Below are 23,371 nucleotides of genomic sequence, written 5' to 3' on the forward strand. Positions count from 1 at the left end.
AATTGTTAATGAAATTGTGCCTTTTTGTTTCTATCCCCTCACGCTGTTGACCTGTTGCTGTTAAAGTATGTGTCATTGTTACCGGTAACAATAACGACACCAAATCACCGGAATAATGAAAATACCCCTACACTTAATGTGTTTAAGCATTCATCCGACCCCCATTTTTGCGATCGCACGCGCGAACGCTTGAGAAGGCAATGTCATGTCAGAGCAAAAAACAGGCAGTACACGCAGGGATTTTCTGCTGAAAACCATCACCCTCGCCCCGGCGATGGCGATTGGCTCCGCCGGGCTGGGTTCACTGGCCGCCGTCGCCCCCGCCGTGGCGAAAGAGGCTGCGGCCACCGGTCCGCAACAGGCGCGTGACTACCAGCCCACCTGGTTTACCCCGGAAGAGTATGCGTTTCTGCAGGCCGCCGTGGCGCGCCTGATCCCGGCCGATGAACGCGGCCCCGGCGCACTGGAAGCGGGCGTTCCCGAATACATTGACCGTCAGATGAACACCCCTTACGCCACCGGCAGCAACTGGTACATGCAGGGGCCGTTCCACCCGGATGCTGACAAAGCGCTGGGCTACCAGCTGCCGCTGACGCCGCGCGATATCTACCGCCTGGGCCTGGCCGATGCTGACGCGCTGGCAAAACAGCAGCACGGCAAGGTCTTTGCGCAGCTGAGCGGCGAACAGCAGGACACGCTGCTACAGGCGCTGGAAGCTGGCAGCGTTGAGCTGCCCCAGGTTCCGGCCAAAACCTTTTTCTCCTTCCTGTTACAGAACACCCGCGAAGGCTTTTTCAGTGACCCGATCCACGGCGGGAATCAGGGGCTGGTCGGCTGGCAGCTGATCAACTTCCCAGGCGCACGCGCCGACTTTATGGACTGGGTGGAACGCGGCGAGCGCTACACGCTGCCGCCGGTATCAATTCGCGGGGAAAGAAGCTAATCATGGCTAACGAACAGAAAAAAGTAGATGCAGTGATCGTCGGATTCGGCTGGGCCGGGGCGATTATGGCAAAAGAGCTGACCGAAGCCGGTCTGAATGTGGTGGCGCTGGAGCGTGGCCCGCACCGTGACACTTATCCTGACGGCGCCTATCCGCAGGTGATTGACGAGCTGACCTATAACATCCGTAAAAAGCTGTTCCAGGATCTGTCAAAAAGCACCGTGACCATCCGTCATAACGCCGCGCAGACCGCGCAGCCATATCGTCAGCTGGCGGCGTTTCTGCCGGGCACCGGCACCGGCGGGGCGGGCCTGCACTGGTCGGGCGTGCATTTCCGCGTTGACCCGATGGAGCTGCGCATGCGCAGCCACTATGAAGAGCGCTACGGCAAAGACTTTATCCCGGAAGGGATGACCATTCAGGACTTTGGCGTCACCTATGACGAGCTGGAGCCGTTCTTCGACCAGGCTGAGAAGGTGTTTGGCACCTCCGGTTCTGCATGGAGCGTGAAGGGTAAAGTGGTCGGTCAGGGCGGCAAAGGCAATCCGTTTGCTCCTGACCGCTCCAGCCCGTTCCCGCTGCCCGCGCAGAAGCGCACTTACTCGGCGCAGCTGTTTGCCCAGGCGGCGGAGAGTATTGGTTATCATCCTTACGATCTGCCCTCGGCCAACACCTCCGGCCCGTACACCAACACCTACGGCGCACAGATGGGGCCGTGCAACTTCTGCGGCTACTGTAGCGGCTATGCCTGCTACATGTATTCTAAAGCCTCGCCGAACGTCAACATTCTGCCTGCCCTGCGCCAGGAGCCGAAGTTTGAGCTGCGCAATAACGCTTACGTGCTGCGCGTGAACCTGACCGACGATAAGAAACGTGCCACCGGCGTGACCTATGTCGATGGGCTGGGACGCGAGCAGGTGCAGCCTGCGGATCTGGTGATCCTCTCGGCCTTCCAGTTCCACAATGTCCACCTGATGCTGCTGTCCGGCATCGGTAAGCCTTACGATCCGGTGACCAATGAGGGCACCGTCGGGCGTAACTTTGCCTACCAGAACCTGTCCACCATTAAAGCCTTCTTCGATAAAGACGTGTTCACCAACAACTTTATTGGCGCAGGCGGGGCGGGCGTAGGGGTTGATGACTTCAACGCCGATAACTTCGACCATGCGAAATATGGCTTTGTCGGTGGCTCCCCGATGTGGGTCAACCAGGCGGGTGTGAAACCGATTTCCGGCCTGCCGACGCCTCCGGGCACCCCGAACTGGGGCAGCAAATGGAAAGCCGCGGTGGCGGATCACTACACTCACCACGTCTCGATGGATGCCCACGGTGCGCACCAGTCGTACCGCAATAACTACCTCGATCTCGATCCGAACTACAAGGATATCCACGGCCAGCCGCTGCTGCGTATGACCTTCGACTGGCAGGAAAACGACATCAAAATGTCGCAGTTCATGCACGGCCGTATGCACAAGATCGCCGAAGCGATGAATCCGAAGCTGATCAGCGGCGCGCCAAAAATGCCGGGGGCGCATTTCGACACCACCGTGTATCAGACCACGCACATGAACGGCGGGGCGATCATGGGTGAAGACCCGAAAACCAGCGCGATTAACCGCTATCTGCAAAGCTGGGACGTGCCGAACGTCTTCGTTCCCGGTGCCTCCGCCTTCCCGCAGGGGCTGGGCTACAACCCGACCGGCATGGTCGCCGCGCTGACCTACTGGTCGGCAAAGGCCATTCGCGAACAGTACCTGAAAAACCCCGGTCCGCTGGTGCAGGCATAAGGATAAGCAGATGAAAAAGTTACTTCTTGTTGCCCTGTTGCCGGGCATGATGGCGTTTAACGCGCTGGCAGAGGACAGCGCGGACGCGCAGATAGCACGCGGTGAGTATCTGGCGCGCGCCGGGGACTGTGTGGCCTGCCACACCAAAGCGGGCGGTGAGCCGTTTGCCGGGGGTTTGCCGATGGCGACGCCTATCGGAACGATCTACTCGACCAACATCACCCCGGATAAGCAGAGCGGGATTGGCGACTACAGCTATGACGACTTCCAGAAAGCGGTGCGTCACGGCGTGGCGAAAAATGGCGATACGCTCTACCCGGCGATGCCGTACCCCTCTTACGCGGTGGTCAGCGACGAGGATATGCAGGCGCTGTACGCGTACTTTATGCACGGCGTGAAGCCGGTGAACCGTGCGAACCAGGAGAGCGATATTCCCTGGCCGCTGTCGATGCGCTGGCCGCTGGCGATCTGGCGCGGCGTGTTTGCCCCGGATGTGAAAGCTTTCCAGCCGATCAAAGGTCAGGACCCGGTGCTGGCTCGCGGCCAGTATCTGGTGGAAGGGCTGGGCCACTGCGGGGCCTGCCATACGCCGCGCAGCATAACCATGCAGGAAAAAGCGCTGAACAACGATGAGGGCAGCGACTTCCTGTCCGGCAGCAATGCGCCGATTGACGGCTGGACCGCCAGCAATCTTCGCGGCGACGGGCGCGATGGCCTGGGACGCTGGAGCGAGGATGATCTGGTGCAGTTCCTGCGCATGGGGCGTAACGACCATACGGCGGTATTCGGCGGCATGACCGACGTGGTGCAGCACAGCCTGCAACACCTGACGCCAGAAGATGCCACAGCGATTGCCCGTTATCTGAAGTCGCTGGGCGCGAAAGATCCGAATCAGGTCGGCTTTACGCCGGACGATACGGTGGCGAAAGCGCTGTGGAAAGGCGATGACAGTAAAACCGGTGCCTCGGTATATGTGGACAGCTGCGCGGCCTGCCATAAAACCGACGGCAGCGGTTACCCGCGTTTCTTCCCGGAGCTGCGCGGTAACCCGGTGGTGCTGGCAGAAGATCCGACGTCACTGATCCATATCGTGCTGAGCGGCGCGCAGCTGCCGGGTATGAAAGGTGCGCCGACCGCCATCACCATGCCGGCCTTCGGCTGGCGGCTGAACGACCAGCAGGTGGCGGATGTGGTGAACTTTATCCGTACCAGCTGGGGCAACACCGCAACGTCTGTGGTGTCAGCCAGCGATGTGGCGGAAGTGCGCAAGGATGAGGCAGTGGTTCATCAGCAGGGGAACGCCGACGTGGAGAAGCTGACGCCATAACGGCACTTCTGTACTCCCGCTAAAATGCCGGGGCGACGTTTTACTGGTCGCCCCGGCATTTAACGGCTACGGCTACAGATAAGCGCCTCCGGTTACCAGGGCATATCCTTTCCACTGAGATTTCAGCAGGTACAGCGGCATATGCCAGTGACCTCTTTCCGGGTCTGATATCTCCGCGTAATCCTCTTTCATTCCGGTTAAGACCACAAAGTGTGAATAGCTTTCAGACTCCAGCAGGATCAGCAGCGGAGTATTGACCGTTAAATCACTGATATCAGTGAACTTCACCCCTTTAGCGCGGAATCCCAGTCGTTGAGCTTCGTTTTTCAGATCCAGCAGCGAAAATCCCAGCTTTATTTTCTCACCCTCAGTGCCTCTTGCTGAGCGGTAGATAATATCGGAGAGGATCTCCATCTCACCGATCGTCACACCGTATTTCTCTTTGAGTAACAGGGATAGTGCCGCAGGTCCACAGGAGAAGTCGGTCGTTTGTCTGACAATGCCTTCCGTTTTTAAACTGTTCCATCCTTTGAGCGTCAGGTTATGAGCATTCACCTGAGCCGACAAAAGCAGTGCCAAAAATCCGAAGGTCATCCTCATTTAAAAGTTCCTGCTAAAACCAACACCTACCGTTGCGCCGCTTGAATCTAACGGGAACGAAATTTCTGGCGTTACGGTGAGCTGATGACTGAGAAGATATGAGAAATAGAACTGAAGCATTTCGCCTTCCGTCGAGGTCCCTTTCATCTCCCGGCCGTCATATCTCAGGTTATCGCTCCAGGCGTATTGGAACTGGGTACCGAAAGAACTGACATCATTGAGAGAATAGCCCGTGCCGAAAGTCAGTGAGGCAATATCACCATATTTCAGCCGCTCGCCACCCTTACTGGTTTCAAAGATTTTTTCGTAGGAAATACCACCGTACACGGTCACCGGGTCGCTGATACGTACAAAATTCAGCGCTGGCGTGATGCTCCAGTAGCCTTCGCTATTGTTTAGCGGCTGCTTCCATGAATCCAGGACAGCGACAGCTTTTTTTCTACCGGTCGGTGCATTCACGGCCAGTGAGCCGGTCAGAGATGGGTGTGATTCAGTCTCTTTTAATAGCTTATATTGCACACCGGCGGAAATATCGCCGATATGACCCTGCGCCGCATCACGGGTGTAGGCATTGCTTGAAACATCTTCTATTCGGGTATAAGTCCAGGGCAGGGTAAACCAGGCGCTGAGGTTTTCGGTGATGCCAAAACGCGGTGTCATATACAGATACAGCTTCTTAACCGAGTAACTGGAAACTTGGTAAGGGCCTTCCTGCGGCAGTGAGGCCGAAGATTTATAGGTTCGGTATTTAAAACCAAAATCCAGGTCCACTTCGCCGGGATTGAGCAGAACGGTATAATCAGAAAGATAATTAAGAGGGGAGGAATAGCTCTCTTTTTTCTTTTCTACATTTGCCAGTGCGCTGTTATCTTCTCTGACTATCGAAAAGTCTTTAATTTCACTGAAGCTGAATGAGGATACAGACCCATCACGAATCACCTTCGCCTGACCCGACGCACTGGTTTTAAGCTGGCCAGTGACACGATCGCCATTGTTCAGGGTGACGGCATATTGAGTCTCAGTCAGCAGCTCTTTAATATCAGAGGCGGCGACTCTTAAGCTTGAACCATAAGGGGTGCTGAATACGCAGAGTCCATCCTTGAAGGAGACAATATTACCGGTAATAATGTCTCCGTTTTCAAGTTTAAGGACGTCAGCATAAGACAGGGAAGACATACAAAGCAGTGCAAACGCGCTAATCGTCCTGAATTTCATTTTTAAAAGCCTGTTACCACTTGGTCATATTAATGTCACGATTCCAGTTCGACCAGCGCAGTGCTTTAGCAGAAGCCGTACCATCAGCATTCATTACACGATAATACTCTTCGACAACGGTGTTATTTACCGTGTCAAATTCGCCATGTGTACTTTTTGACGAACGCCATATATCCCCGATAACAGAATATTTCTTCCCATCGCCGCTGTCGGTAATGGTCTTTGGACCGTTATCAAAGAATTCACTGTGCATGACGTAGTTTCGGTAATCTTCATCTACGCCAAAGTTATGAACTAAGTTTATGGTATGGATACCCTGGAATTTATCTCCCACCGGCATTGACTCAAAGCCTTCAAGCGGTTTTTTAAACGTGGTGCTGCTGGTGAGATTCAGGGTGGAATATTTAGGGAATTTAACGCAACCTATTCCTGCGATGCCGCATGGCTTTGTAGGGATAATAATTGGAGGGGTGATCAGACCATTGCCTTTGCCGTTCACCACAGACAGCTCAGCGTCACTTAATTCCACTGAGGTTGCATATGATAGGGTCGGGCAGGCGAGAATGAGCGCAACAAGTAAACAACGTTTCATAGAATCCCTTTAAGATAACAAGAAAATAACGCACTAAACATTAACATTTCTTTACATTATCTTATTGGAAAGCTGATTAAACAATGATTTCTTTACAATAACTAAGATTTTTCTCACGATCAAAATGTAAATTATTGATTTATAAGTAATGATTTCTGGAATTTATTGGTTATATTTTCTTATGAAGTGGCGTTTTTTTTCTCAGGTGGAATGAACAGAAAAGTTAATATTCTCAGACGAGGCGGGAGATTATTATGAGAATTAACTGGTCAGCAGGGATGTTCGGTGCGTGTAGGGGCCGACCTTCTGTTGCGGTCGGCCCGACAACAGGCAATCACTGCCCGTAGTACGCCCCCGCTCCGTGCTTGCGCAGATAGTGCTTATCCAGCAGCACCTGCTGCATATCCTGCATCCCCGGCGTCAGCTGGCGCGAGAAAATCCCCATATAGGCAATCTCTTCCAGTACCACCGCATTATGCACGGCGTTGTCGGCGCTGCTGCCCCAGGCAAACGGTCCGTGGGCGTTGACCAGCACCGCCGGGATTGCCGTCGGGCTGATGCCGCGCGAGCGGAAGGTGTCGATAATCACCTCGCCGGTATGGTGTTCATAATTTTCAGCGATCTCCTGTGGTGTCATTAGGCGGGTGCAGGGGATGGTGCCGTAAAAATAGTCGGCGTGGGTGGTGCCCCAGGCGGGCAGATCCAGCCCGGCCTGCGCCCAGATAGTCGCGTGACGCGAATGAGTGTGGACGATGCCGCCGATATCGGCAAACGCCCGGTACAGCGCCAGATGAGTGGCGGTATCGGACGACGGCTTCTTGCTACCCTCCACGGTGCGGCCGCTCTCCAGCTCTACCACCACGATATCGTCAACCGTCATACCCTCGTACTCCACCCCGGACGGCTTAATCGCCACCAGCCCGCGGCTGCGGTCAATAGCGCTGACGTTGCCCCAGGTAAAGGTCACCAGACGGTGACGCGGCAGCGCCAGATTGGCCTCGAAAACCTGCTGTTTCAGCGTTGTTAAGCTCACTGTAAACCTCCTTCCTTCATTTTCTGTTCAATCCAGCGCCGGGCCTGCACAATCTCGGCCACCGGCTCCTCGGCTTTTTCGGTCCACATCTCAATCAGAAACGCGCCGCGGTAGTTCAGCTGTTTCAGCGTGCGGAACACCCCGACAAAATCGACGCAGCCCTCGCCAAACGGCACGTCGCGAAACTGCCCCGGCGAGCTGGCGGTGACGGGCTGGGTGTCTTTCAGATGGATGGCGGCGATGCGGTCAATGCCCAGCGCCAGCTCGGCGGCAACGTCGTTGCCCCAGGCGGTGAGGTTGCCGACGTCGGGATAGACGGTGAACCACGGCGAGGCCTGCTGCTTATCCCACAGTTTCCACTTGCTGATGGCGTTGATAAATTCGGTGTCCATAATCTCGACCGCCAGCATCACCTGCGCGGCGGCAGCGCGATCGACCGCCCAGGCCAGCCCTTCGGCAAAGCGCGCCACCGTGCCCTCATCGTGCGGTTCGTAGTAAACGTCATAGCCCGCCAGCTGGATGGTGCGGATGCCGACGTCCTTCGCCAGCTGGATCGCCTGCTCCATCAAGGTATAGGCCTGCTGGCGCGTGGCCGGGTCGCGGCTGCCAAACGGGAAACGGCGGTGACCGGACAGGCACATTGACGGGATGGTGACCCCGGTTTCCATCATCGCGTTGACCAGCGACAGGCGCTGCTCTTTGCTCCACTGTAAGCGCGACAGGCGCAGATCGGTTTCGTCCACCGACATCTCGACGAAGTCGAAGCCGCAGGCTTTCGCCAGGGCCAGACGTTCCGGCCAGCTCAGGTGCGCAGGCAGCGCTTTTTCATAAATTCCCAGCGGGTGTTGGCGCATGGTTAGTGTCCCCAGATGTTGGCAATGGCCTGATGGAAGTCGGCAGCCGTCGCCAGCCCGTCAGCACTTTCGCTGAGCGCCCGGCCAACGATAAACGCCTTCACGTCGATCTCTTTAAACTGCGGCAGCTCATCTGGCGTGATGCCGCCGGTCACCGACAGGGCAAAGCCCAGATCGGACAGCGCTTTCATCGCGTCCAGATCCTGATGGCTCCACTGCTGGCCGCTGGCCTGTGCATCCCGTCCGCGATGGTAGATCGCCTGCGTCAGCCCCAGCTCGCGCCAGCGCCTGGCATCGTCCAGCGTCCAGTGGCCGAACAGCTCAATCTGGATATCGCCCTGATGCTGATGCGCCACCTCCAGCGCGCTGGCAAAGGTCGCCAGCGGGGCGCTACAGATCACCGTCATCCAGCTGGCTCCGGCCTCAAACGCCAGCGTGGCGAGGGTGGCCCCGGCGTCCGCGACTTTAAAGTCGGCCACCAGGGTTTTGCCGGGCAGCTGCTGGCGCAGCTGGCGCACGGCGTCAATTCCGGCGCTGAAGCACAGAATGGTGCCCGCTTCGACAATATCGACCTGCTGATGCAGGCGCTGCGCCGTCTCCAGGGCGGCATCCAGCCGGGTGTGGTCGAGCGCCAGCTGAAGCTGAGGAACCCGTGAATGGCTCATGGTTTGACTCCTTGTACGGCGATCAGCGCCGTCAGTAGCTGCTGATATTGCTGGTATTTTTTCTGGTACAGCGCGTGGCGTTCGCCGTCGGGCTGATAGCTGACGATGGCCGGTTGCAGCGCCTGCTGCGCCTGTTGCAGCGAGGTATACGCCCCGGTGCCGGTCATCGCCGCCAGCGCTGCGCCCAGGCAGCCGCTCTCTTCAATCTGCGGGATCTCCACCGGCAGGCCGCTGGCATCGGCAAACATCTGCATCCATGCTTCGGAGCGCGTCGGCCCGCCGCTCAGACGCAGCGCAGTAACCTGCGGGAAGCGTGTCAGAACGCGGTTGAGGTGCGTGAGGTGCGAGAACACCACGCCTTCGTAGATCGCCTGCACCAGGTGACCACGCTGGTGGCCGGCCTGTATGCCGAAGAAGCTGCCGTGCAGGTCGGCCCCGGCGTTGCAGCCGTAGAGGAACGGCAGAAACAGCAGAGAACTTGCCGCAGGCGGTAGCGCTGCGACCCACTGATTCAGCAGCGCATAGTCGTCAATGCCCCACTGCTGACAGAACCACTCCAGGTTGGCCGCCGAGGTCGGGCTGGCTTCGTGAATGATGTACTGACCGTCTATGGCGTAGCGGCCATAGACAAACGGGTGGCCGGTTTCGTCGCTGATGCGGTCGGTGATACCGCTGGTGACGGACCAGGTGCCCATCACCGCGTTCAGCCGGGTGTCATCGTGCAGCCCGGCACACAGCGCAGTGGAGACCACATCGAACAGCCCGCCCACTACCGGCGTCCCTTCGCGCAGCCCGCACAGTGCGGCCGCTTCAGCGGTGACATGACCGGCGATGTCGGTAGGGCCGACTATCGGCGGCAGGGCCGGGAGAATGTCACTGAGGCCGAGGGTGTCGGCCAGCGCGGCAGACCAGCCGCCCTGTTGCATGTCGTAAAGATTAGATTCGGAGATGTTGGTCTCTTCACAGGCCAGCTCTCCGGTCAGACAGTAGCGCAGATAGTCGTGGGCCATCAGCACGCTGCCGATGGCAGCATAGCGCTGCGGCTCATGCTGTTTTAACCAGCGCAGCAGCGAAACCGGGTGCCCGGTCCACAGCGTCTGTCGGGTAAGCGGATACAGCGTCTGCGGCATGCCGTCGCGCTGCCACTGCTGCACCAGCGCCAGCGCCCGGCGGTCAGAGGAGAGGATGCCGTTGCCCAGCGGCTGCCGCTGTTTATCCAGCAGAAACAGCCCTTTGCCCTGTGCCGAAATGCCGACACCGGCCACGTCAGCGGCCTGCAGCCCGCTGCTTTTTAATACGTCTGCAATCACCCGTGCGGCCTGCTGCCACAGCTGCGGCATATCGCGCTCGGCGCACCCCGGTTCCGGCACCAGCACCGGCAGCGTCTGGCGTGACACCGCCCGTTCGCGCCCCTCTGCGTCATACAGCCCGGCCTTGATAAAGGTGCCACCGCAGTCCAGTCCTAACCAGTAGCTCATGCTGCCTCCTTATTTTGCGCGTCACAGCGGGCAGGGAGCGTCAGCGCCAGCAGTGAGGCAATCGCCAGGGAGATGGCCAGGCTGAAAACCCCGGCGTCTTTGCTGTAAGCGACAATCAGTACGCCGACCATATACGGGCCACAGAAGCCACCGAGGTTGCCCAGGGCGTTAATTACCCCGCGCGCGCCGCCGGCCACTTCGGCATTGAACAGGCGCGGAGGAATACTCCAGAACACCCCGGCCGCCGACTGAATAAAGAACCCGCAGCCGACCAGCGCAGCGTAAGACCACCAGATATGTGCTTTCAGCAGCACCGACAGCGCCATACACAGGGCAAACCCGGCCAGCGGCAGGGCGACGAACAGCTTGCGCCGCCCGGTCGCATCTGACAGGGAGGAGAACAGGAACATGCCAAAAATCGCGCAGACGTAAGGCAGGATCGCCAGGAAGCCAACCTGTTCGAGGTTGCCGTTGGTCAGCCCTTTAAGAATGGTGGGTAGCCACAGGGTGTAGCCGTAGATCCCGGTCTGATAAAAGAAGTTGACCAGGATCAGCCGCCACATCACCGGCTCACGCATCACCTGGCGCAGCGAGGCTTTGCGGGTGTTTTTGCCTTTGATCAGCAGCTGCTCGTCGTGCAGGGTTTTGATCAGATACTGTTTTTCCGCCGGGGAGATCCACTTTGCCTCCTGCGGGCGGTTGCTGATGGTAAAGTGCCACAGCGCCATCACAAACAGCGACAGCACGCCCTCAACGAAGAACAGCATGCGCCAGTCCCAGGCGGTGATGATCCAGCCGGAGAGCGGGGCCGTGAGGATCCCGGCGATCGGCACAAACATGATCACAATCGCGTTGGCGCGCCCGCGTTCAGCATCAGGGAACCAGTTGCCGATCATGGTTAGCACCACCGGCAGCATCCCGCCTTCGGACACCCCCAGTGCAAAGCGCAGCGCCAGCAGCTGATACTTATCCGTCGCCAGACCGGTCAGCAGGGAAATCACTGCCCAGGCCAGCAGCGACCAGCCGATAAAGCGCTTGCCGTTGCCGTACACCGCCAGCTTGCCGCCCGGCACCTGTAGGAACAGGTAGCCGATAAAGAAGATGCCTCCGGCCAGTCCGGCCATCGAGGCGCTGATACCTAAATCAGCATCCATTCCCCCCGGCATGGCAAAGGCAATATTGACCCGATCCATGTAGGAGATAATGCAGGTGATCAGGATCGGGGGAATGATCCGCAGCCAGCGCAGAGCGGGGATCCTGTCATGGGTGACGGTGGTGGAAGTCAGGCTCATCGTGATCCTCTTTTAGTCAGCGAGATCGGCCGTGGGGATCTTCACCACCACCTTGCGGATCGCTTCGGGAGCGTCCAGCGCGCAGTTGGGGCGGTGAATGTCCTGCGGATAGAACACGGCAAAATGGCCCGGCTGCATCAGAATCAGGGTTTCGTTGGGCACATCCTGATAAAAGATAATGTCGCGCTCATCGTCATAGGGCTGGTGGACGGGCGGTTCGGCTTTCTCCGTCGCGACCCCCATCAGCTCATTGCCGGACACCAGGTACTGCACGTCGATAAAGCGGCGGTGCGCCTCCGGGTAGTTATCGCCGTGGGGGGCGGTGTGCAGATCCAGCACCTGCACCTGCCAGCCAGTCTCACTGTCCTGATAGCGCCCGGCTGCCATACCGGCCAGATCGTGCGTGGCTAAGTAGGCAATGGCGCGCGCAATCGCAGGCGGGTAGTGGTGGGCGTCGGTGTTGTTGATATGGCCAAAAATCATGATCTCTGCTCCCGTTACAGCGCCTGAATACGTGCCCAGACGCGTTCATCGACCGGAATGCCCAGGCGCTGGTTTTCCGCGCGGATACCGGGGAATTTATGGCCCGGCAGACGGATCGCCTGCTGGTCATCGGCGCGTTCGGCACCGGTGATGGACTCGCGGATACGCGCCAGTTTGCTGTCGCGGGTGGCTCCGTCGATCAGGCTGTCAACGTCGATGGCGATAAACACCTGGGAGATACCGAATTCGTCGCCGTTATCTTCGGTGACCTCGGTAACGGAGGCGCCGTTAGAGAGCAGGGTGGCGACCATATCCAGCACAATGGACAGGGCGGAGCCTTTCCAGTAGCCCATCGGTAAAATGCGGCGATTTTCTTCAATCGTGGCGGGATCGCGGGTGTACTCCCCGTCATTGTCAAAACCACCGTCGACCGGCAGGGTTTTGCCCGCCAGGCGGTTCACTTCCAGCATGCCGTAGGAGAACATCGACATCGACATATCGACCATGGTGATCGGATCGCCCGGCACGGCGACGATCAGCGGGTTGGTGCCGATGGCGCAGTTTTTGGCACCCCACGGCGGCATCACCGCGATGGAGTTGGTCCAGCAGACGCCGATATAGCCCTTCTCTGCCGCCTGCCAGCCGTAGCTGCCGCCGCGCATCCAGTGATTGGCGTTGCGCAGCGCCACCAGCCCGATGCCGTGGCCGTCGGCCAGTTCAATGGCGCGGTCCATCATGCTGCGGGCGGTCAGATTGCCGATGGCGCGGTGGGCGTCCCACTGTTCGATGGCGCCGAGAGAGAGCATTTTTTCCGCTTCGGCCTGATGAACAATGTGGCCGGCGTCCAGCTGCTGGATAAAGCGGGGAAAACGATTCACCCCGTGGGAGTAAACGCCGTTCTCGCTGGTGTCGGCGAACAGGGTGGCGCAGCTTTCGGCTTTATCTGCCGCGACGCCGCGTGCCAGTAACACCCGCAGGAACTCCTGTTTCAACTGCTGATAGCTGATTCTCATACTGCTGTTTCTCCCCGGAGGTGGCGTTATTTCAATATATGGAATGTCGTTCCAAATAAATCCTATGCGCCTGGAGGGAACAAGTCAAAGAAATGAGGTGCTATTTTTTCTTTATAAAACAGTTAGATAAAAATAGTGTTGGGTTCTGTGATCGCTGGCACATCCGGCAGGTTTTAGCCGTGAAGAAGCCGACAGCAGGGTTTCCCCGGCCGTCGGTGAACCGCGTGTCTCGCTAGTGCGGGAGCTGCACCCGGTACAGCGAGGTGGTGGCGGTGATATACAGCTCGTTAGCGTGCGGGCCGCCGAGGGTGCAGTTCGACACGCGTTCCGGCAGCGGAATTTTGCCGCGCGTCACGCCTTTGCTGTCGAAAATAATCACCCCGTCGGCGCAGCTACAGTAAAGGTTGCCGCGCCGGTCGACGCAGAAACCGTCCGGGAAACCGGGGGCGACTTCAGCAAACAACCGCCCACTGCCCAGCTCGTGGCCGTCCACCGGATAGACCCGCAGCTGGCGGCGGCCCAGCGTCGGGAAATCGACAACCGACATATCCGCCACATACAGCAGGCTTTCGTCAGGTGAAAAAGCCAGCCCGTTTGGGCGCTGCAGATCGCTGGCGGCAATAGTCAGCTGGCCGCTGCGCGGATCGAAGCAGTAGAGGTAACAGCCGATCACCTGGCTGTGCGCGTGATAGCCTTCGTCGTCGCTGACGATCCCGTAGGGCGGATCGGTGAACCAGACGGTGCCGTCGGACCGCACCACCACATCGTTGGGCGAATTGAAGCGCTTGCCGTCCACTTTCTCTACCAGCAGCGTCACGCTGCCGTCATGCTCCGTGCGGCTGATGGCGCGGCGACCGTGCTCGCAGCTTACCACCCGGCCTTCACCATCGCGGGCGTTGCCGTTTGCATAGTGCGACGGCGAGCGCCACAGGCTGAGCTCGCCGCTGCGCTGCCAGCGGAACATGCGGTTGCCCTTGACGTCGCTGAACACCACGGCATCCTGCTCCGGCAGCCATACCGGCCCCTCAGCCCAGATTGCCGGGGAGCAGAGTTTTTCCAGCGTCAGATTGTCGTTACTCTGCATAACCCCTCCGCTACTTCACGCCCCAGATGGTTTTGTAGTGCCCCTGGTAGTCATTCTGCGGGTCGTAGTGGTTTTGCGGTCCGCCGTCGCTGCCGATGTTCTCTTTGGTGATCAGGTGCGCCGGGGTCACATAGCCTGACGGCGGCTGGCCGGCGAAGGCGCGGTTAAACTCATCCAGCAGCTGCCAGCCGTGCAGCTTCAGCGGTTCCGCCACGGTGCCGATCTGGCTGTCGCCGCTGCGGATGCGCTGGAAGGCGGAAATCGATCCATCCCCGGCGGAGATATTAAACGGCGCATTTTTGCCGCCTTTACCCGCCGTTTTCAGCGCCGGAGCCATAAAGTCAAAGTAGAGGTCGTTGATCGCCAGCGCGTACTGGAACTTATCGCCATACTTTTGCAGCAGGCTGAAGGTCATTGACGGCATGCGGTTGGCGGTATCGGCCAGCGGCGTATCGATAAATTCCACCACCTTACAGCCGCTGCACTTCTCAATTTCCTGCTTCATCGTATTGGCCTTATCCAGCGCAATCTGATAGAGCGAATCGGTGAAAATCAGCACCTGCGCCTTGCCTCCGGACTGCACTACCGCATACTGCGCCGCCAGACGGGCGACTTCGGTAGAGTCGGAGGTGATGTTGGTCACCACGTTGTATTTCGCAATCGGCCCCGGCTGCGGTTCGGCGTGCCAGGCCATCAGCACGATTTTCTGCTGTACGGCTTTCTTCAGCGGGATTTTCGCCACGTTCGGGTTCCAGCCGCCAATCACAATGCCGTCCGGGCGCTGGGCTATTGCCTGATTGAGCGCCGCCAGCTGGTCTTTCACCGAGCCGCCGCCGTCGAGGGTTTCCAGCTTCCAGCCTGCCGCTGCCGCCGCTTCACTCATCCCCTGCTGCACGCCCTGAACGCCGCCGTTTTTCATATCTGAGGCGATGAAAATCACCTTCTTATTCTTTTGCAGCGTCGGCCCGGTGGTGGGGCCGTCCCACTGGGTGACGCTGGCGGTGGCTTTGTTAACCGCCGCCGTGGCCTGGTCAAGGTAGCTGTCGGCCCAGGCGGGCAGCGAACCTGCCAGCAGGGTGCCAAGGGTCAGAGCAAGAAGATGACGTTTCATAAGGTACTCCCCGGAGTGATGGTGTTCTGATTATTGTCAGGAGTGCTAGCCGGGGTGCTTTGCGAGCGTACCACGGCCTTTTGATTCAGCATCCGGCGGCGCTGGGCGTAACCGGCAAGGGTAATGGAGAGCAGCAGCGTCGCGCCGTTAAACAGCGGTTCTACCCAGAAATCGCCGCCGAACTGCTGGATACCGGCAATCCCGATGGCGAGAATAGCGATGCCCACCACGGTGCCCCAGACGTTTACGCGCCCCGGACGGATGGTGGTACTGCCGAGGAACGCGCCGACCAGCGCAGGCAGCAGATAATCCATGCCGACGCTGGCCTGGCCGACGCCCTGTTCGGCGGCAATCAGCACGCCGCTGAAACCGGTCAGAACGCTGGAGGCGATAAACGCGCCGATGGTGAATTTATTGACGGCAATGCCGTTCAGCCGCGCCGCCGCCGGGTTACCGCCGACCGCATACATGCAGCGGCCGAGCGGGGTGTGTTCGGTGATCAGCCACAGGATGATCGCCACGGCCAGCACGTAGAACGCGCCAATCGGGATGCCGAAGATTTCGGTATGGTGCAGGGCGATAAACGCATCGGGCAGGTCGCCGACGATCTGGCGTCCTCCGGAGTGCCACAGCGCTACGGCGTACAGCACGGTGCCTGACCCCAGCGTGGCAACAAAGCTGTCGATATCCGCCAGCGCCACCAGAATACCGTTGAGCAGGCCGTAGACGGCAGAGATTGCCAGCACCGTCAGCACCGCCATTTGCCAGGAGAAGCCATACTCCACCTGCAAAGTAATGGCGAGGATATGCCACAGCACGATGCCGAAGCCGACGTTCAGGTCGATTTTGCCGACAATCATGGGAATGGTGGCGGCCAGCGCCAGCAGGGCAATTTTGGCCTTACTGGCGAGAATGGCCTGTAACGTCAGCATACTGGCGAACGACGGCGACAGCAGGGAAAACAGGATCGTCAGCAGCACGCACAGCAGCAGCAGGCCGTAACGGGTGACGATCTGCATCGACCACGCGGCGGCACCGTGCTCGCTGAGACTGACCCGCTGTTCCAGTGCGGTAGACTTCACGGATGTTTTGGACATAACAGCTTCTCCTGCCACCGTCGAACGGTGGCGTTAATGATTCAGACGGTGGCGACAGGGGTTTCCTGGCTGGCCGAAGCGAGTTCGAGCAGGTTGGCAAAGGTGACGTGTTCATTTTTCAGTTCGCCCACCACCTGGCCGCGGTTAAACACCAGCGCGCGGTTGCAGATATGGGCGATCTCTTCGAAATCGTTGGAGATCACCAGCACCGCGATGCCGTCGGCCAGCGCCTTGTTCAGCAGGTGGTAGATCTCTTCGCGCGCGCCAACGTCCACCCCGGCGGTGGGATCTTCGAGGATCAGCAGCGGGGCATTGAGGTGCATCCAGCGCGCCATCACCACTTTTTGCTGGTTGCCGCCGGAGAGGGCGCTGATATCGAGGTTGACGTCTTTCGGACGCACGTCGAAGAGCTGCACCTTCCACCAGCTGGCGCCGATCTCGGCGCGGCGGCCGTAGCGCGACAGCAGGGAGTGACCGCTGGCGCAGGGGTTAATAAACAGGTTTTCGCGCACGCTCATCGACATCACCAGGCTCTCTCCGGTGCGGTCGCCCGCCACCAGCGAGACGCCCGCCGCCATCGCCTGCTGCGGCGACCGGGCGTGATAGGCCTTGTCGCGGAACTGAATGTCGCCGCCGCTGCGCTGACGCAGGCCAAACAGCAGACGACCAATCTCTTCCTGCCCGGCACCGCGCAGACCGGCCAGCGCCAGCATTTCACCGGGTTGCAGGCTGAAGGAGACCGGGCCGACTTCATCAATGCACAGCTTGTCGAGCGTCAGCACCGGGTGGCGGGCTTCCGGCAGCGGCTCGCGCTGGTCGCCGTCGATAGCCTCACCGACAATCATCTCCACCAGGTCGCGCAGGTTGTACTGCGCCGTCATGCCGCCCGCCACGCGTTTACCGTCGCGCATCACGCAGACGCGGTCGGCAATCTCAATCACTTCATCCAGACGGTGGGTGACGTAAATCATCCCGACCTTTTTACTCTTCAGGCGGTTGATGACGCTGAACAGGTGGCGCACGTCGTTGGCGGGCAGCGAGGCGGTCGGCTCATCCAGCACCAGCACCTCGGCGTTCACCGCCACGGCGCGGGCAATGGCCAGCAGGGATTTTTCCGTGCGCGAGAGTTCAAATACGCGGGCATCCGGATCCAGCGCAATACCGACTTCATCCAGCGCGGCGCGGGAGCGTTCGCGTACTGCACGCCAGTCAATCAGCCCCAGGCGGCGGGTAAATCCCATCACCAGCGCCATGTTTTCCGCGACGGTCATCCACTCAATCAGTCCGAGGTCCTGATGAATAAAAGCGATGGGCTGCTGGCGGGTGGTTTTTAAACTGGCGGCCGAGGCGATGCTGGCATCCTGAAAACGAATGTCACCTTCGTCGCGGCTGTAAACCCCGGCCAGCACTTTGATCAGCGTGGATTTTCCGGCACCGTTTTCCCCCAACAGAGCGACCACTTCGCCGGGGAAAACGTCCAGACTGACATCGTTGACGGCGATATTGCCGCCAAAGCGTTTGGTGATGTGGCTCAGCGTTAGAACCGGTGTTCCGGGTGTATGCTGCATGACGGTCTCCTGCAACGCCTGGTGAACTTCAACAGCGGTGAGTCTGGGAAAAAAACACCGCAATATTTCAATATGCGAAATCAAGTTTCAAAAATACTATTCTCAGTTCGGACGGAAAGCAAAGGAGTGAGTGTTTTATTTATCATTTAAAAACAATAAGTTATTTTTAATGTTGTGGAATTGTGATGGACAGCTCACTTCTGTTACAGGGGTTTTTGGCCGAACGCACCCTCAGAAAATGCACTGAAACGTCGTTCCATATTCACAGTGCGGGATGCATGGGTTACCATCGGGCAACGCTCCGCAGTGGGGCGCTGGAAAAATGAGGAAGCGTGGATGAGCGTAAAAGCGGATAGCGTGAAGGACGATAAGAAGGATAAGCCGCTGGGGACGCAGAGCCTGTTTCGTGGCCTGCAGCTGATTGAACTGTTAAGCAACTATCCGAACGGTTGCCCGCTGGCCCATCTGTCTGAACTCTCCGGGATGAACAAAAGTACGGTACATCGCCTGTTGCAGGGGCTGCACAGCAGCGGCTATGTCACTCAGGCCCCGTCACCGGGCAGCTATCGTCTGACCACTAAATTTATCTCCGTCGGGCAGAAGGCGCTCTCCTCGCTGAATGTGATCCACGTGGCGGCTCCGCACCTGGAAAAGCTCAATCTTGAGGTGGGCGAGACGGTGAACTTCTCCAGCCGGGAAGATGACCATGTGATCCTGATCTACAAGCTGGAACCGACCACCGGAATGATGCGCACCCGCGCCTACATCGGCCAGCATATGCCGCTGTACTGCTCGGCAATGGGTAAGATTTTTATGGCCTGGGGCAGTGAAGAGTACCCGGCGCAGTACTGGCAGAGCCATCAGGAGACCATCCAGCCTCTGACAAAAAACACCATCACCACGCTGCCGGAAATGCTGGAAGAGCTGAAAAATATTCGCCAGCAACAGACGGCGATGGATCGCGAAGAGAACGAGCTGGGCGTCTCCTGCATTGCCGCCCCGGTGTTTGATATTCAGCAGCGGGTGCCGTTCGCGGTATCGGTGTCGTTACCGACGGCAAAAATGCAGCAGATCGGTGTGAAAAAGCTGATGGCCCCGGTGGTCGCCACGGCAAAAGCCATTTCTGCCGAGCTGGGGTTCCACGGTTAACCCGCGGGCTGACCGGAAAAGAAGGTCAGCCCCTACATTTTCCCGGTCGCCCCGCACCGTGCGTGTGCCCCCGGTATGTAGGGGGCGACCTTTTTTTCCGGTCGCCCCGTGCCGTGGTTTTGCACCAGCCGTGATGAATACCTTATCTATTCAATCCTCAATTTTTCCAGCGTACTCAGCAGCGCATCGACTTTCGGCGTCAGCTGCTTTCTGCGCGGCCAGACCACGTACAGCGGCAGGCCCGGCACGGTCAGCTGCGGTAAAAACGATACCAGCTCCCCCCGTGCCAGCTGCTCCTCCATCAGCCATGTCGCCATCTGCGCCACCCCCAGCCCGGCGAGCACCGCTGAACGCTGAGCTTCACCGTCGCCCAGCGCCATACGGTGCGGCACGGTGCGCGTTGTGATACGGCCGTCCGGCGAGGTGACGTGCCACGGACTGGTGCTGCCGTCGATGCGGTCATAAACAATCGCCCGGTGCTGTTCCAGCTCCGCTAACGACTGCGGCGTACCGTGCTGCGCCAGGTAGTCGGGGGTGGCGCAAAATATCAGCTGTTCGCAACCCTGGTAACGTACCGCCAGCGACTCCGGGTAATTACCCGGCCCGCCGATACGCACCGCGACGTCCACTCCCTCTTCAAACAGGTCAACAAAGCGGTCGGAAAACGACAGGTTGAGCTGCATGTCCGGGTGCTGCTGACAGAAGTGATTGAGCAGCGGCATCGCGTGCAGGCGACCAAAGGTGTGCGGGACAGCCACGCGCAGGCGGCCCACCGGAATGGTGCGCTGGGCGGCGAGCACCGATTCGGCTTCAGTCAGCTCGCCCAGCACGCGCGTGCAGGTGTCGTAATAAGCCTGCCCGGCGTCGGTCAGCGCCAGACGCCGGGTAGTGCGCTCAAACAGCCGCGAACCGAGACGTGCCTCCAGCCGCGCCACGCTTTTACTCACGGCGGAGCTGGTCAGGTGCAGGCGTTCGGCGGCGGCGGTGAAGCTGCCGCTCTCAGCCGTCGCGACAAACGCCGTGATGCCTTTCAGACGATCTTCAGATGCCGCCATTCGTTCCTCCTGTTCATTAATGCTGTGAATTTATACCTGAGATGAGAATTTAATTCTCTATTAAGCTGAAGGTATTCACTGAACAGGAGAGACATTATGCAGCAACGAGCTTTGATTGTGGGCGTCAGCGGCGTCACCGGAAGTGCCCTGGCAGAGCGCCTGATGGCGCAGGGATGGCAGGTATCGGGTCTGTCACGCGGCCGTACCCCGGTGGTCGCCGGCGTGACTTCGCTGACCGCCGATCTGACCGATGCGCAGTCCGTACAGGCCGCGCTGAAGGACGTTGTGGTCGATAAGGTCTTTTTCAGCGCCTGGGCACGACAGGAAAATGAGAAAGAGAACATTCGCGTCAACGGGGCGATGGTGCGCAACGTGCTGGATGCGCTGGGCGATACGCTGAAAGGCGGACATGTTGCGCTGATCACCGGGCTGAAACACTATCTCGGCCCGTTCGATGCCTACGGCAAGGGCGCTGTGCCGGTCACTCCGTTCCGCGAAGAGCAGGGACGTCAGCCGGTAGAGAACTTCTACTATGCGCAGGAAGATGAGGTGTTTGCTGCCGCAGAAAAATATGGCTGTAGCTGGAGCGTGCACCGTCCGCATACGGTGATTGGTTTCGCCGTCGGTAATGCGATGAACATGGGCCAGACGCTGGCGGTTTACGCCACGCTGTGCAAACAGAACGGTCAGCCGTTTGTCTTCCCTGGCTCGAAAGCGCAGTGGGAAGGGGTGACCGATATGACTGACGCCCGCCTGCTGGCCGACCAGTTGATCTGGGCCGCCACCACGCCTGCTGCGCAAAATCAGGACTACAATGTGGTCAATGGCGACGTGTTCCGCTGGCAGTGGATGTGGGGCGAAATCGCTGCCTACTTCGGCATAGAGGCTGCGCCATTCAACGGCGAGCAGCCGCTGGAAGGGCGTATGGATGGCGCAGCGGCGCAGTGGCAGAAGATTGCCGGTGAGTTCGGGCTGAAAGAGAGCGACGTGACTAAACTGGCCTCCTGGTGGCATACCGATGCCGACCTCGGTCGCCCGATGGAGGTGTTTACCGACATCAGCAAAAGCCGCAAGGCCGGTTTTACTGGCTATCAGCCCACGCGCGAGGCATTCTTTGCGCTGTTTGACCGGCTGAAAGCAGAGCAGTTAATCCCGCGCTGACAGGCAACGATTGTTTCCTGTGGGAAACAATCGTGGCTTTTATTTGTTTATTGTTGCGCTAAAAACTGGCTGTGGCAGGATGGTTTCAACGGGCGATGACCCTCTTAATTTGAACCGAATCTGAACCGAAGGTGCTGCTATGAACGATAAAGTTGTTAACTGGAATGGTGGCTTACAGCCAGAAGCCGTGAAGATCCTGTCTGCGGACGGCGGCATGATCGTCTGCCCGACCAAAGTGGGCTACATCATCATGACCTCTGACGCCAAAGGTCTGGAGCGCAAATTTGACGCCAAGCAGCGCAACCGCAACAAGCCGGGCGTGGTGCTGTGTGGTTCCCTGGCACAGCTGAAAGAGCTGGCACAGCTGAACCCGGAAATCGAAGCGCTGTATCAGCAGCACTGGGACAAAGACGTGCTGCTGGGCTGCATCCTGCCGTGGAAAGAAGAAGCGGTAGCGCGTATCCCGGATGACGGCTCGAAAGATCTGATGATGGACCGCCGTCAGACCAGCTGCTTCGTGATCAAGTTCGGTGTTCCCGGTGAAAATCTGGCGAAAGAGCTGTGGGAAAACCACGGTAAATTCTCCTTCGCCAGCTCGGCGAACCCGTCAGGTAAAGGCAACCGTGGCCTGGTTGAAGGCATCGGCGAGCGCATTGAGCAGCACGCTGACCTGATTATCGCCGCCAACGACTACGTGAAATCTATCCAGCCAAATGAGTCAGAAAAGACCCGTTACGAGCAGGGTGTGATGGTGGCGATGGTTGACGACAGCGGCAAGCTGGTGCCGGAGCAGAAAGGCGAGCGTAATATCACGCCGTGCCCGGTGCTGATCCGTAAAGGTCTGGATGTGGATAAGATTATGTCGATGATGTCGGATATCTTTACCACCTGGGATTACCGCCACGGCAATTATTATTAATTTAATAGGGGCCGACCGGAAAAAGGGTCGGCCCTTTTAATCGATGTTATTTCTGCAACGCCTTCTGTAAATCTTCAATAAATAACCTGACGCGCGGTGAAATGAAATTATCACTTTTCACCAACACGTAGGACTTATAAATATCCATTTCCCACTCAGGTAACAGCTGCACCAGATCCCCGCGAGCCACGGCTTCCTGCGCAATATAGCTGGGCAGATAGGCAATGCCGGTTTGCGCCACCGCTGAATTTAACAGGGCAATACTGTTGTTGGCGCGAAAGCGGCTGCGCACCTCAATATCTTTTTTCTGCTTCTCTTTACGAAACGGCAATGAAATGGTGTGGGCCGGACCGCGAAACAGAATATAGTCATGGCGCGGCAGATCGTCCGGGCTGGCGATCGGGCCGAGGTTATTCAGGTAATCCGGGGCGGCATACAGTCCCCAGACAATATCCATCAGTGGACGATAGTGGCGGTGTTCCGGCAGTTCGCGGGTGATGGCGATGGCGATATCAAAGCCATCCTCTTCGAGATTGACTGCGCGATCGGTCAGATCGAGATCGACGCTGACGTGGAGATTACTGGCGACAAAGCCGTTGAGCGCCGGAACGATACACTGGCAGCCAAAGGTCACCGGTGCCACCACGCGCAGGCTGCCGGTCGGTTCTTCGTGGAACTGGCGGATAAACAGGTCGGCGCTTTTGACCTCATGCAGGATGCGGTAGCAGTAGTGGTAGTACGTCATGCCGACTTCCGTCACCTGAATGCGTCGCGTGGTGCGTTGCAGCAGTTTCGCCCCCAGGCGCACTTCCAGCGCCGAGATCTCTTTACTCACCGAAGATTTTGCCAGCCCGAGCGCCTTTGCTGCTTCGGTATAGCTCAGCGTTTCCACCACTTTGGCAAAAATAATCATCCCGTGCAGGTTTTCAAAATCGCTCATGATGA

22 protein-coding genes are annotated in these 23,371 nt (G+C 58.5%); 6 read left to right on the forward strand and 16 right to left on the reverse strand.

Going from position 1 to position 23,371, the window contains the following annotated elements; all coding sequences use genetic code 11:
• Positions 1 to 205: 205 nt before the first annotated feature.
• The 3 genes from ABEH87_RS19330 to ABEH87_RS19340 are packed head-to-tail and all read left to right on the forward strand — an operon-like array spanning position 206 to position 4,057.
• Positions 206 to 943: a gluconate 2-dehydrogenase subunit 3 family protein gene (locus ABEH87_RS19330; protein ID WP_346578745.1), complete on the forward strand. Its 738-nt coding sequence runs from the start codon at positions 206 to 208 to the stop codon at positions 941 to 943.
• Between the two features lie 2 nt (positions 944 to 945).
• On the forward strand, positions 946 to 2,730 hold the full coding sequence (locus ABEH87_RS19335; protein ID WP_346578747.1) for a GMC family oxidoreductase: 1,785 nt from the start codon (positions 946 to 948) through the stop codon (positions 2,728 to 2,730).
• Positions 2,731 to 2,740: 10 nt separating this feature from the next.
• The gene (locus ABEH87_RS19340; RefSeq protein ID WP_346578749.1) at positions 2,741 to 4,057 is read left to right on the forward strand and encodes a cytochrome c; all 1,317 of its coding nucleotides are present in this window, start codon (positions 2,741 to 2,743) and stop codon (positions 4,055 to 4,057) included.
• Between the two features lie 72 nt (positions 4,058 to 4,129).
• On the opposite strand, the gene ABEH87_RS19345 is transcribed toward ABEH87_RS19340, so the two are convergent.
• From ABEH87_RS19345 to ABEH87_RS19410, 14 genes are all read right to left on the reverse strand, one after another.
• Entirely contained in the window at positions 4,130 to 4,657 is a 528-nt protein-coding gene (locus ABEH87_RS19345; RefSeq protein WP_346578750.1) for a cysteine peptidase family C39 domain-containing protein, read from the reverse strand.
• A complete protein-coding gene (locus ABEH87_RS19350) occupies positions 4,658 to 5,872 on the reverse strand; it encodes a transporter (protein ID WP_346578752.1) in 1,215 nt (404 codons plus the stop codon).
• 13 nt (positions 5,873 to 5,885) lie between these two features.
• Positions 5,886 to 6,464 carry a hypothetical protein gene (locus ABEH87_RS19355; protein WP_346578754.1) on the reverse strand — a complete coding sequence of 193 codons (579 nt, stop codon included), beginning with the start codon at positions 6,462 to 6,464 and terminating at the stop codon, positions 5,886 to 5,888.
• A gap of 334 nt (positions 6,465 to 6,798) precedes the next feature.
• Positions 6,799 to 7,497, reverse strand: coding sequence for an L-ribulose-5-phosphate 4-epimerase (gene araD, locus ABEH87_RS19360; protein WP_346578755.1), 699 nt, complete (start codon positions 7,495 to 7,497; stop codon positions 6,799 to 6,801).
• Complete coding sequence (locus tag ABEH87_RS19365) at positions 7,494 to 8,351, reverse strand: L-ribulose-5-phosphate 3-epimerase (protein ID WP_346578757.1); 858 nt, start codon at positions 8,349 to 8,351, stop codon at positions 7,494 to 7,496. The genes araD and ABEH87_RS19365 overlap by 4 nt, the downstream gene beginning before the upstream one ends.
• A gap of 2 nt (positions 8,352 to 8,353) precedes the next feature.
• On the reverse strand, positions 8,354 to 9,016 hold the full coding sequence (gene ulaD / locus ABEH87_RS19370; RefSeq protein WP_346578759.1) for a 3-keto-L-gulonate-6-phosphate decarboxylase UlaD: 663 nt from the start codon (positions 9,014 to 9,016) through the stop codon (positions 8,354 to 8,356).
• Positions 9,013 to 10,494, reverse strand: coding sequence for an FGGY-family carbohydrate kinase (locus ABEH87_RS19375; RefSeq protein ID WP_346578761.1), 1,482 nt, complete (start codon positions 10,492 to 10,494; stop codon positions 9,013 to 9,015). Before ABEH87_RS19375 ends, ulaD begins: the two co-directional genes overlap by 4 nt.
• A complete protein-coding gene (locus ABEH87_RS19380) occupies positions 10,491 to 11,786 on the reverse strand; it encodes an MFS transporter (RefSeq protein WP_346578763.1) in 1,296 nt (431 codons plus the stop codon). Before ABEH87_RS19380 ends, ABEH87_RS19375 begins: the two co-directional genes overlap by 4 nt.
• Positions 11,787 to 11,798: 12 nt before the next feature.
• Positions 11,799 to 12,269, reverse strand: coding sequence for a YhcH/YjgK/YiaL family protein (locus tag ABEH87_RS19385; RefSeq protein WP_346578765.1), 471 nt, complete (start codon positions 12,267 to 12,269; stop codon positions 11,799 to 11,801).
• Positions 12,270 to 12,283: 14 nt separating this feature from the next.
• Positions 12,284 to 13,282, reverse strand: a complete 999-nt coding sequence (gene yiaK / locus ABEH87_RS19390; protein ID WP_346578767.1) for a 3-dehydro-L-gulonate 2-dehydrogenase — start codon at positions 13,280 to 13,282, stop codon at positions 12,284 to 12,286.
• Positions 13,283 to 13,514: 232 nt separating this feature from the next.
• Positions 13,515 to 14,366 carry an SMP-30/gluconolactonase/LRE family protein gene (locus ABEH87_RS19395; RefSeq protein ID WP_346578769.1) on the reverse strand — a complete coding sequence of 284 codons (852 nt, stop codon included), beginning with the start codon at positions 14,364 to 14,366 and terminating at the stop codon, positions 13,515 to 13,517.
• A gap of 10 nt (positions 14,367 to 14,376) precedes the next feature.
• A complete protein-coding gene (locus ABEH87_RS19400) occupies positions 14,377 to 15,477 on the reverse strand; it encodes a substrate-binding domain-containing protein (protein WP_346578771.1) in 1,101 nt (366 codons plus the stop codon).
• A complete protein-coding gene (locus ABEH87_RS19405; RefSeq protein WP_346578773.1) occupies positions 15,474 to 16,574 on the reverse strand; it encodes an ABC transporter permease in 1,101 nt (366 codons plus the stop codon). The genes ABEH87_RS19400 and ABEH87_RS19405 overlap by 4 nt, the downstream gene beginning before the upstream one ends.
• Positions 16,575 to 16,615: 41 nt before the next feature.
• Complete coding sequence (locus ABEH87_RS19410) at positions 16,616 to 18,142, reverse strand: sugar ABC transporter ATP-binding protein (protein WP_346578775.1); 1,527 nt, start codon at positions 18,140 to 18,142, stop codon at positions 16,616 to 16,618.
• 336 nt (positions 18,143 to 18,478) lie between these two features.
• On the opposite strand from ABEH87_RS19410, the gene ABEH87_RS19415 reads away from it, so the two are divergent.
• Entirely contained in the window at positions 18,479 to 19,291 is an 813-nt protein-coding gene (locus ABEH87_RS19415) for an IclR family transcriptional regulator (protein WP_346578777.1), read from the forward strand.
• Positions 19,292 to 19,437: 146 nt separating this feature from the next.
• On the opposite strand, the gene ABEH87_RS19420 is transcribed toward ABEH87_RS19415, so the two are convergent.
• On the reverse strand, positions 19,438 to 20,346 hold the full coding sequence (locus ABEH87_RS19420) for a LysR family transcriptional regulator (protein WP_346578778.1): 909 nt from the start codon (positions 20,344 to 20,346) through the stop codon (positions 19,438 to 19,440).
• Positions 20,347 to 20,442: 96 nt separating this feature from the next.
• Here ABEH87_RS19420 and ABEH87_RS19425 point away from each other — a divergent pair, with 96 nt between their 5' ends.
• Together ABEH87_RS19425 and ABEH87_RS19430 are read left to right on the forward strand one after the other, a co-directional pair.
• Positions 20,443 to 21,507, forward strand: a complete 1,065-nt coding sequence (locus tag ABEH87_RS19425; protein WP_346578780.1) for an SDR family oxidoreductase — start codon at positions 20,443 to 20,445, stop codon at positions 21,505 to 21,507.
• 139 nt (positions 21,508 to 21,646) lie between these two features.
• Complete coding sequence (locus ABEH87_RS19430; protein WP_346578782.1) at positions 21,647 to 22,426, forward strand: Sua5/YciO/YrdC/YwlC family protein; 780 nt, start codon at positions 21,647 to 21,649, stop codon at positions 22,424 to 22,426.
• 46 nt (positions 22,427 to 22,472) lie between these two features.
• On the opposite strand, the gene ABEH87_RS19435 is transcribed toward ABEH87_RS19430, so the two are convergent.
• Positions 22,473 to 23,366, reverse strand: coding sequence for a LysR family transcriptional regulator (locus ABEH87_RS19435; protein WP_346578784.1), 894 nt, complete (start codon positions 23,364 to 23,366; stop codon positions 22,473 to 22,475).
• Positions 23,367 to 23,371 lie beyond the last annotated feature (5 nt).

The sequence above is a fragment of the Erwinia sp. Eh17-17 genome (assembly GCF_039675725.1).
GTDB lineage: Bacteria > Pseudomonadota > Gammaproteobacteria > Enterobacterales > Enterobacteriaceae > Erwinia.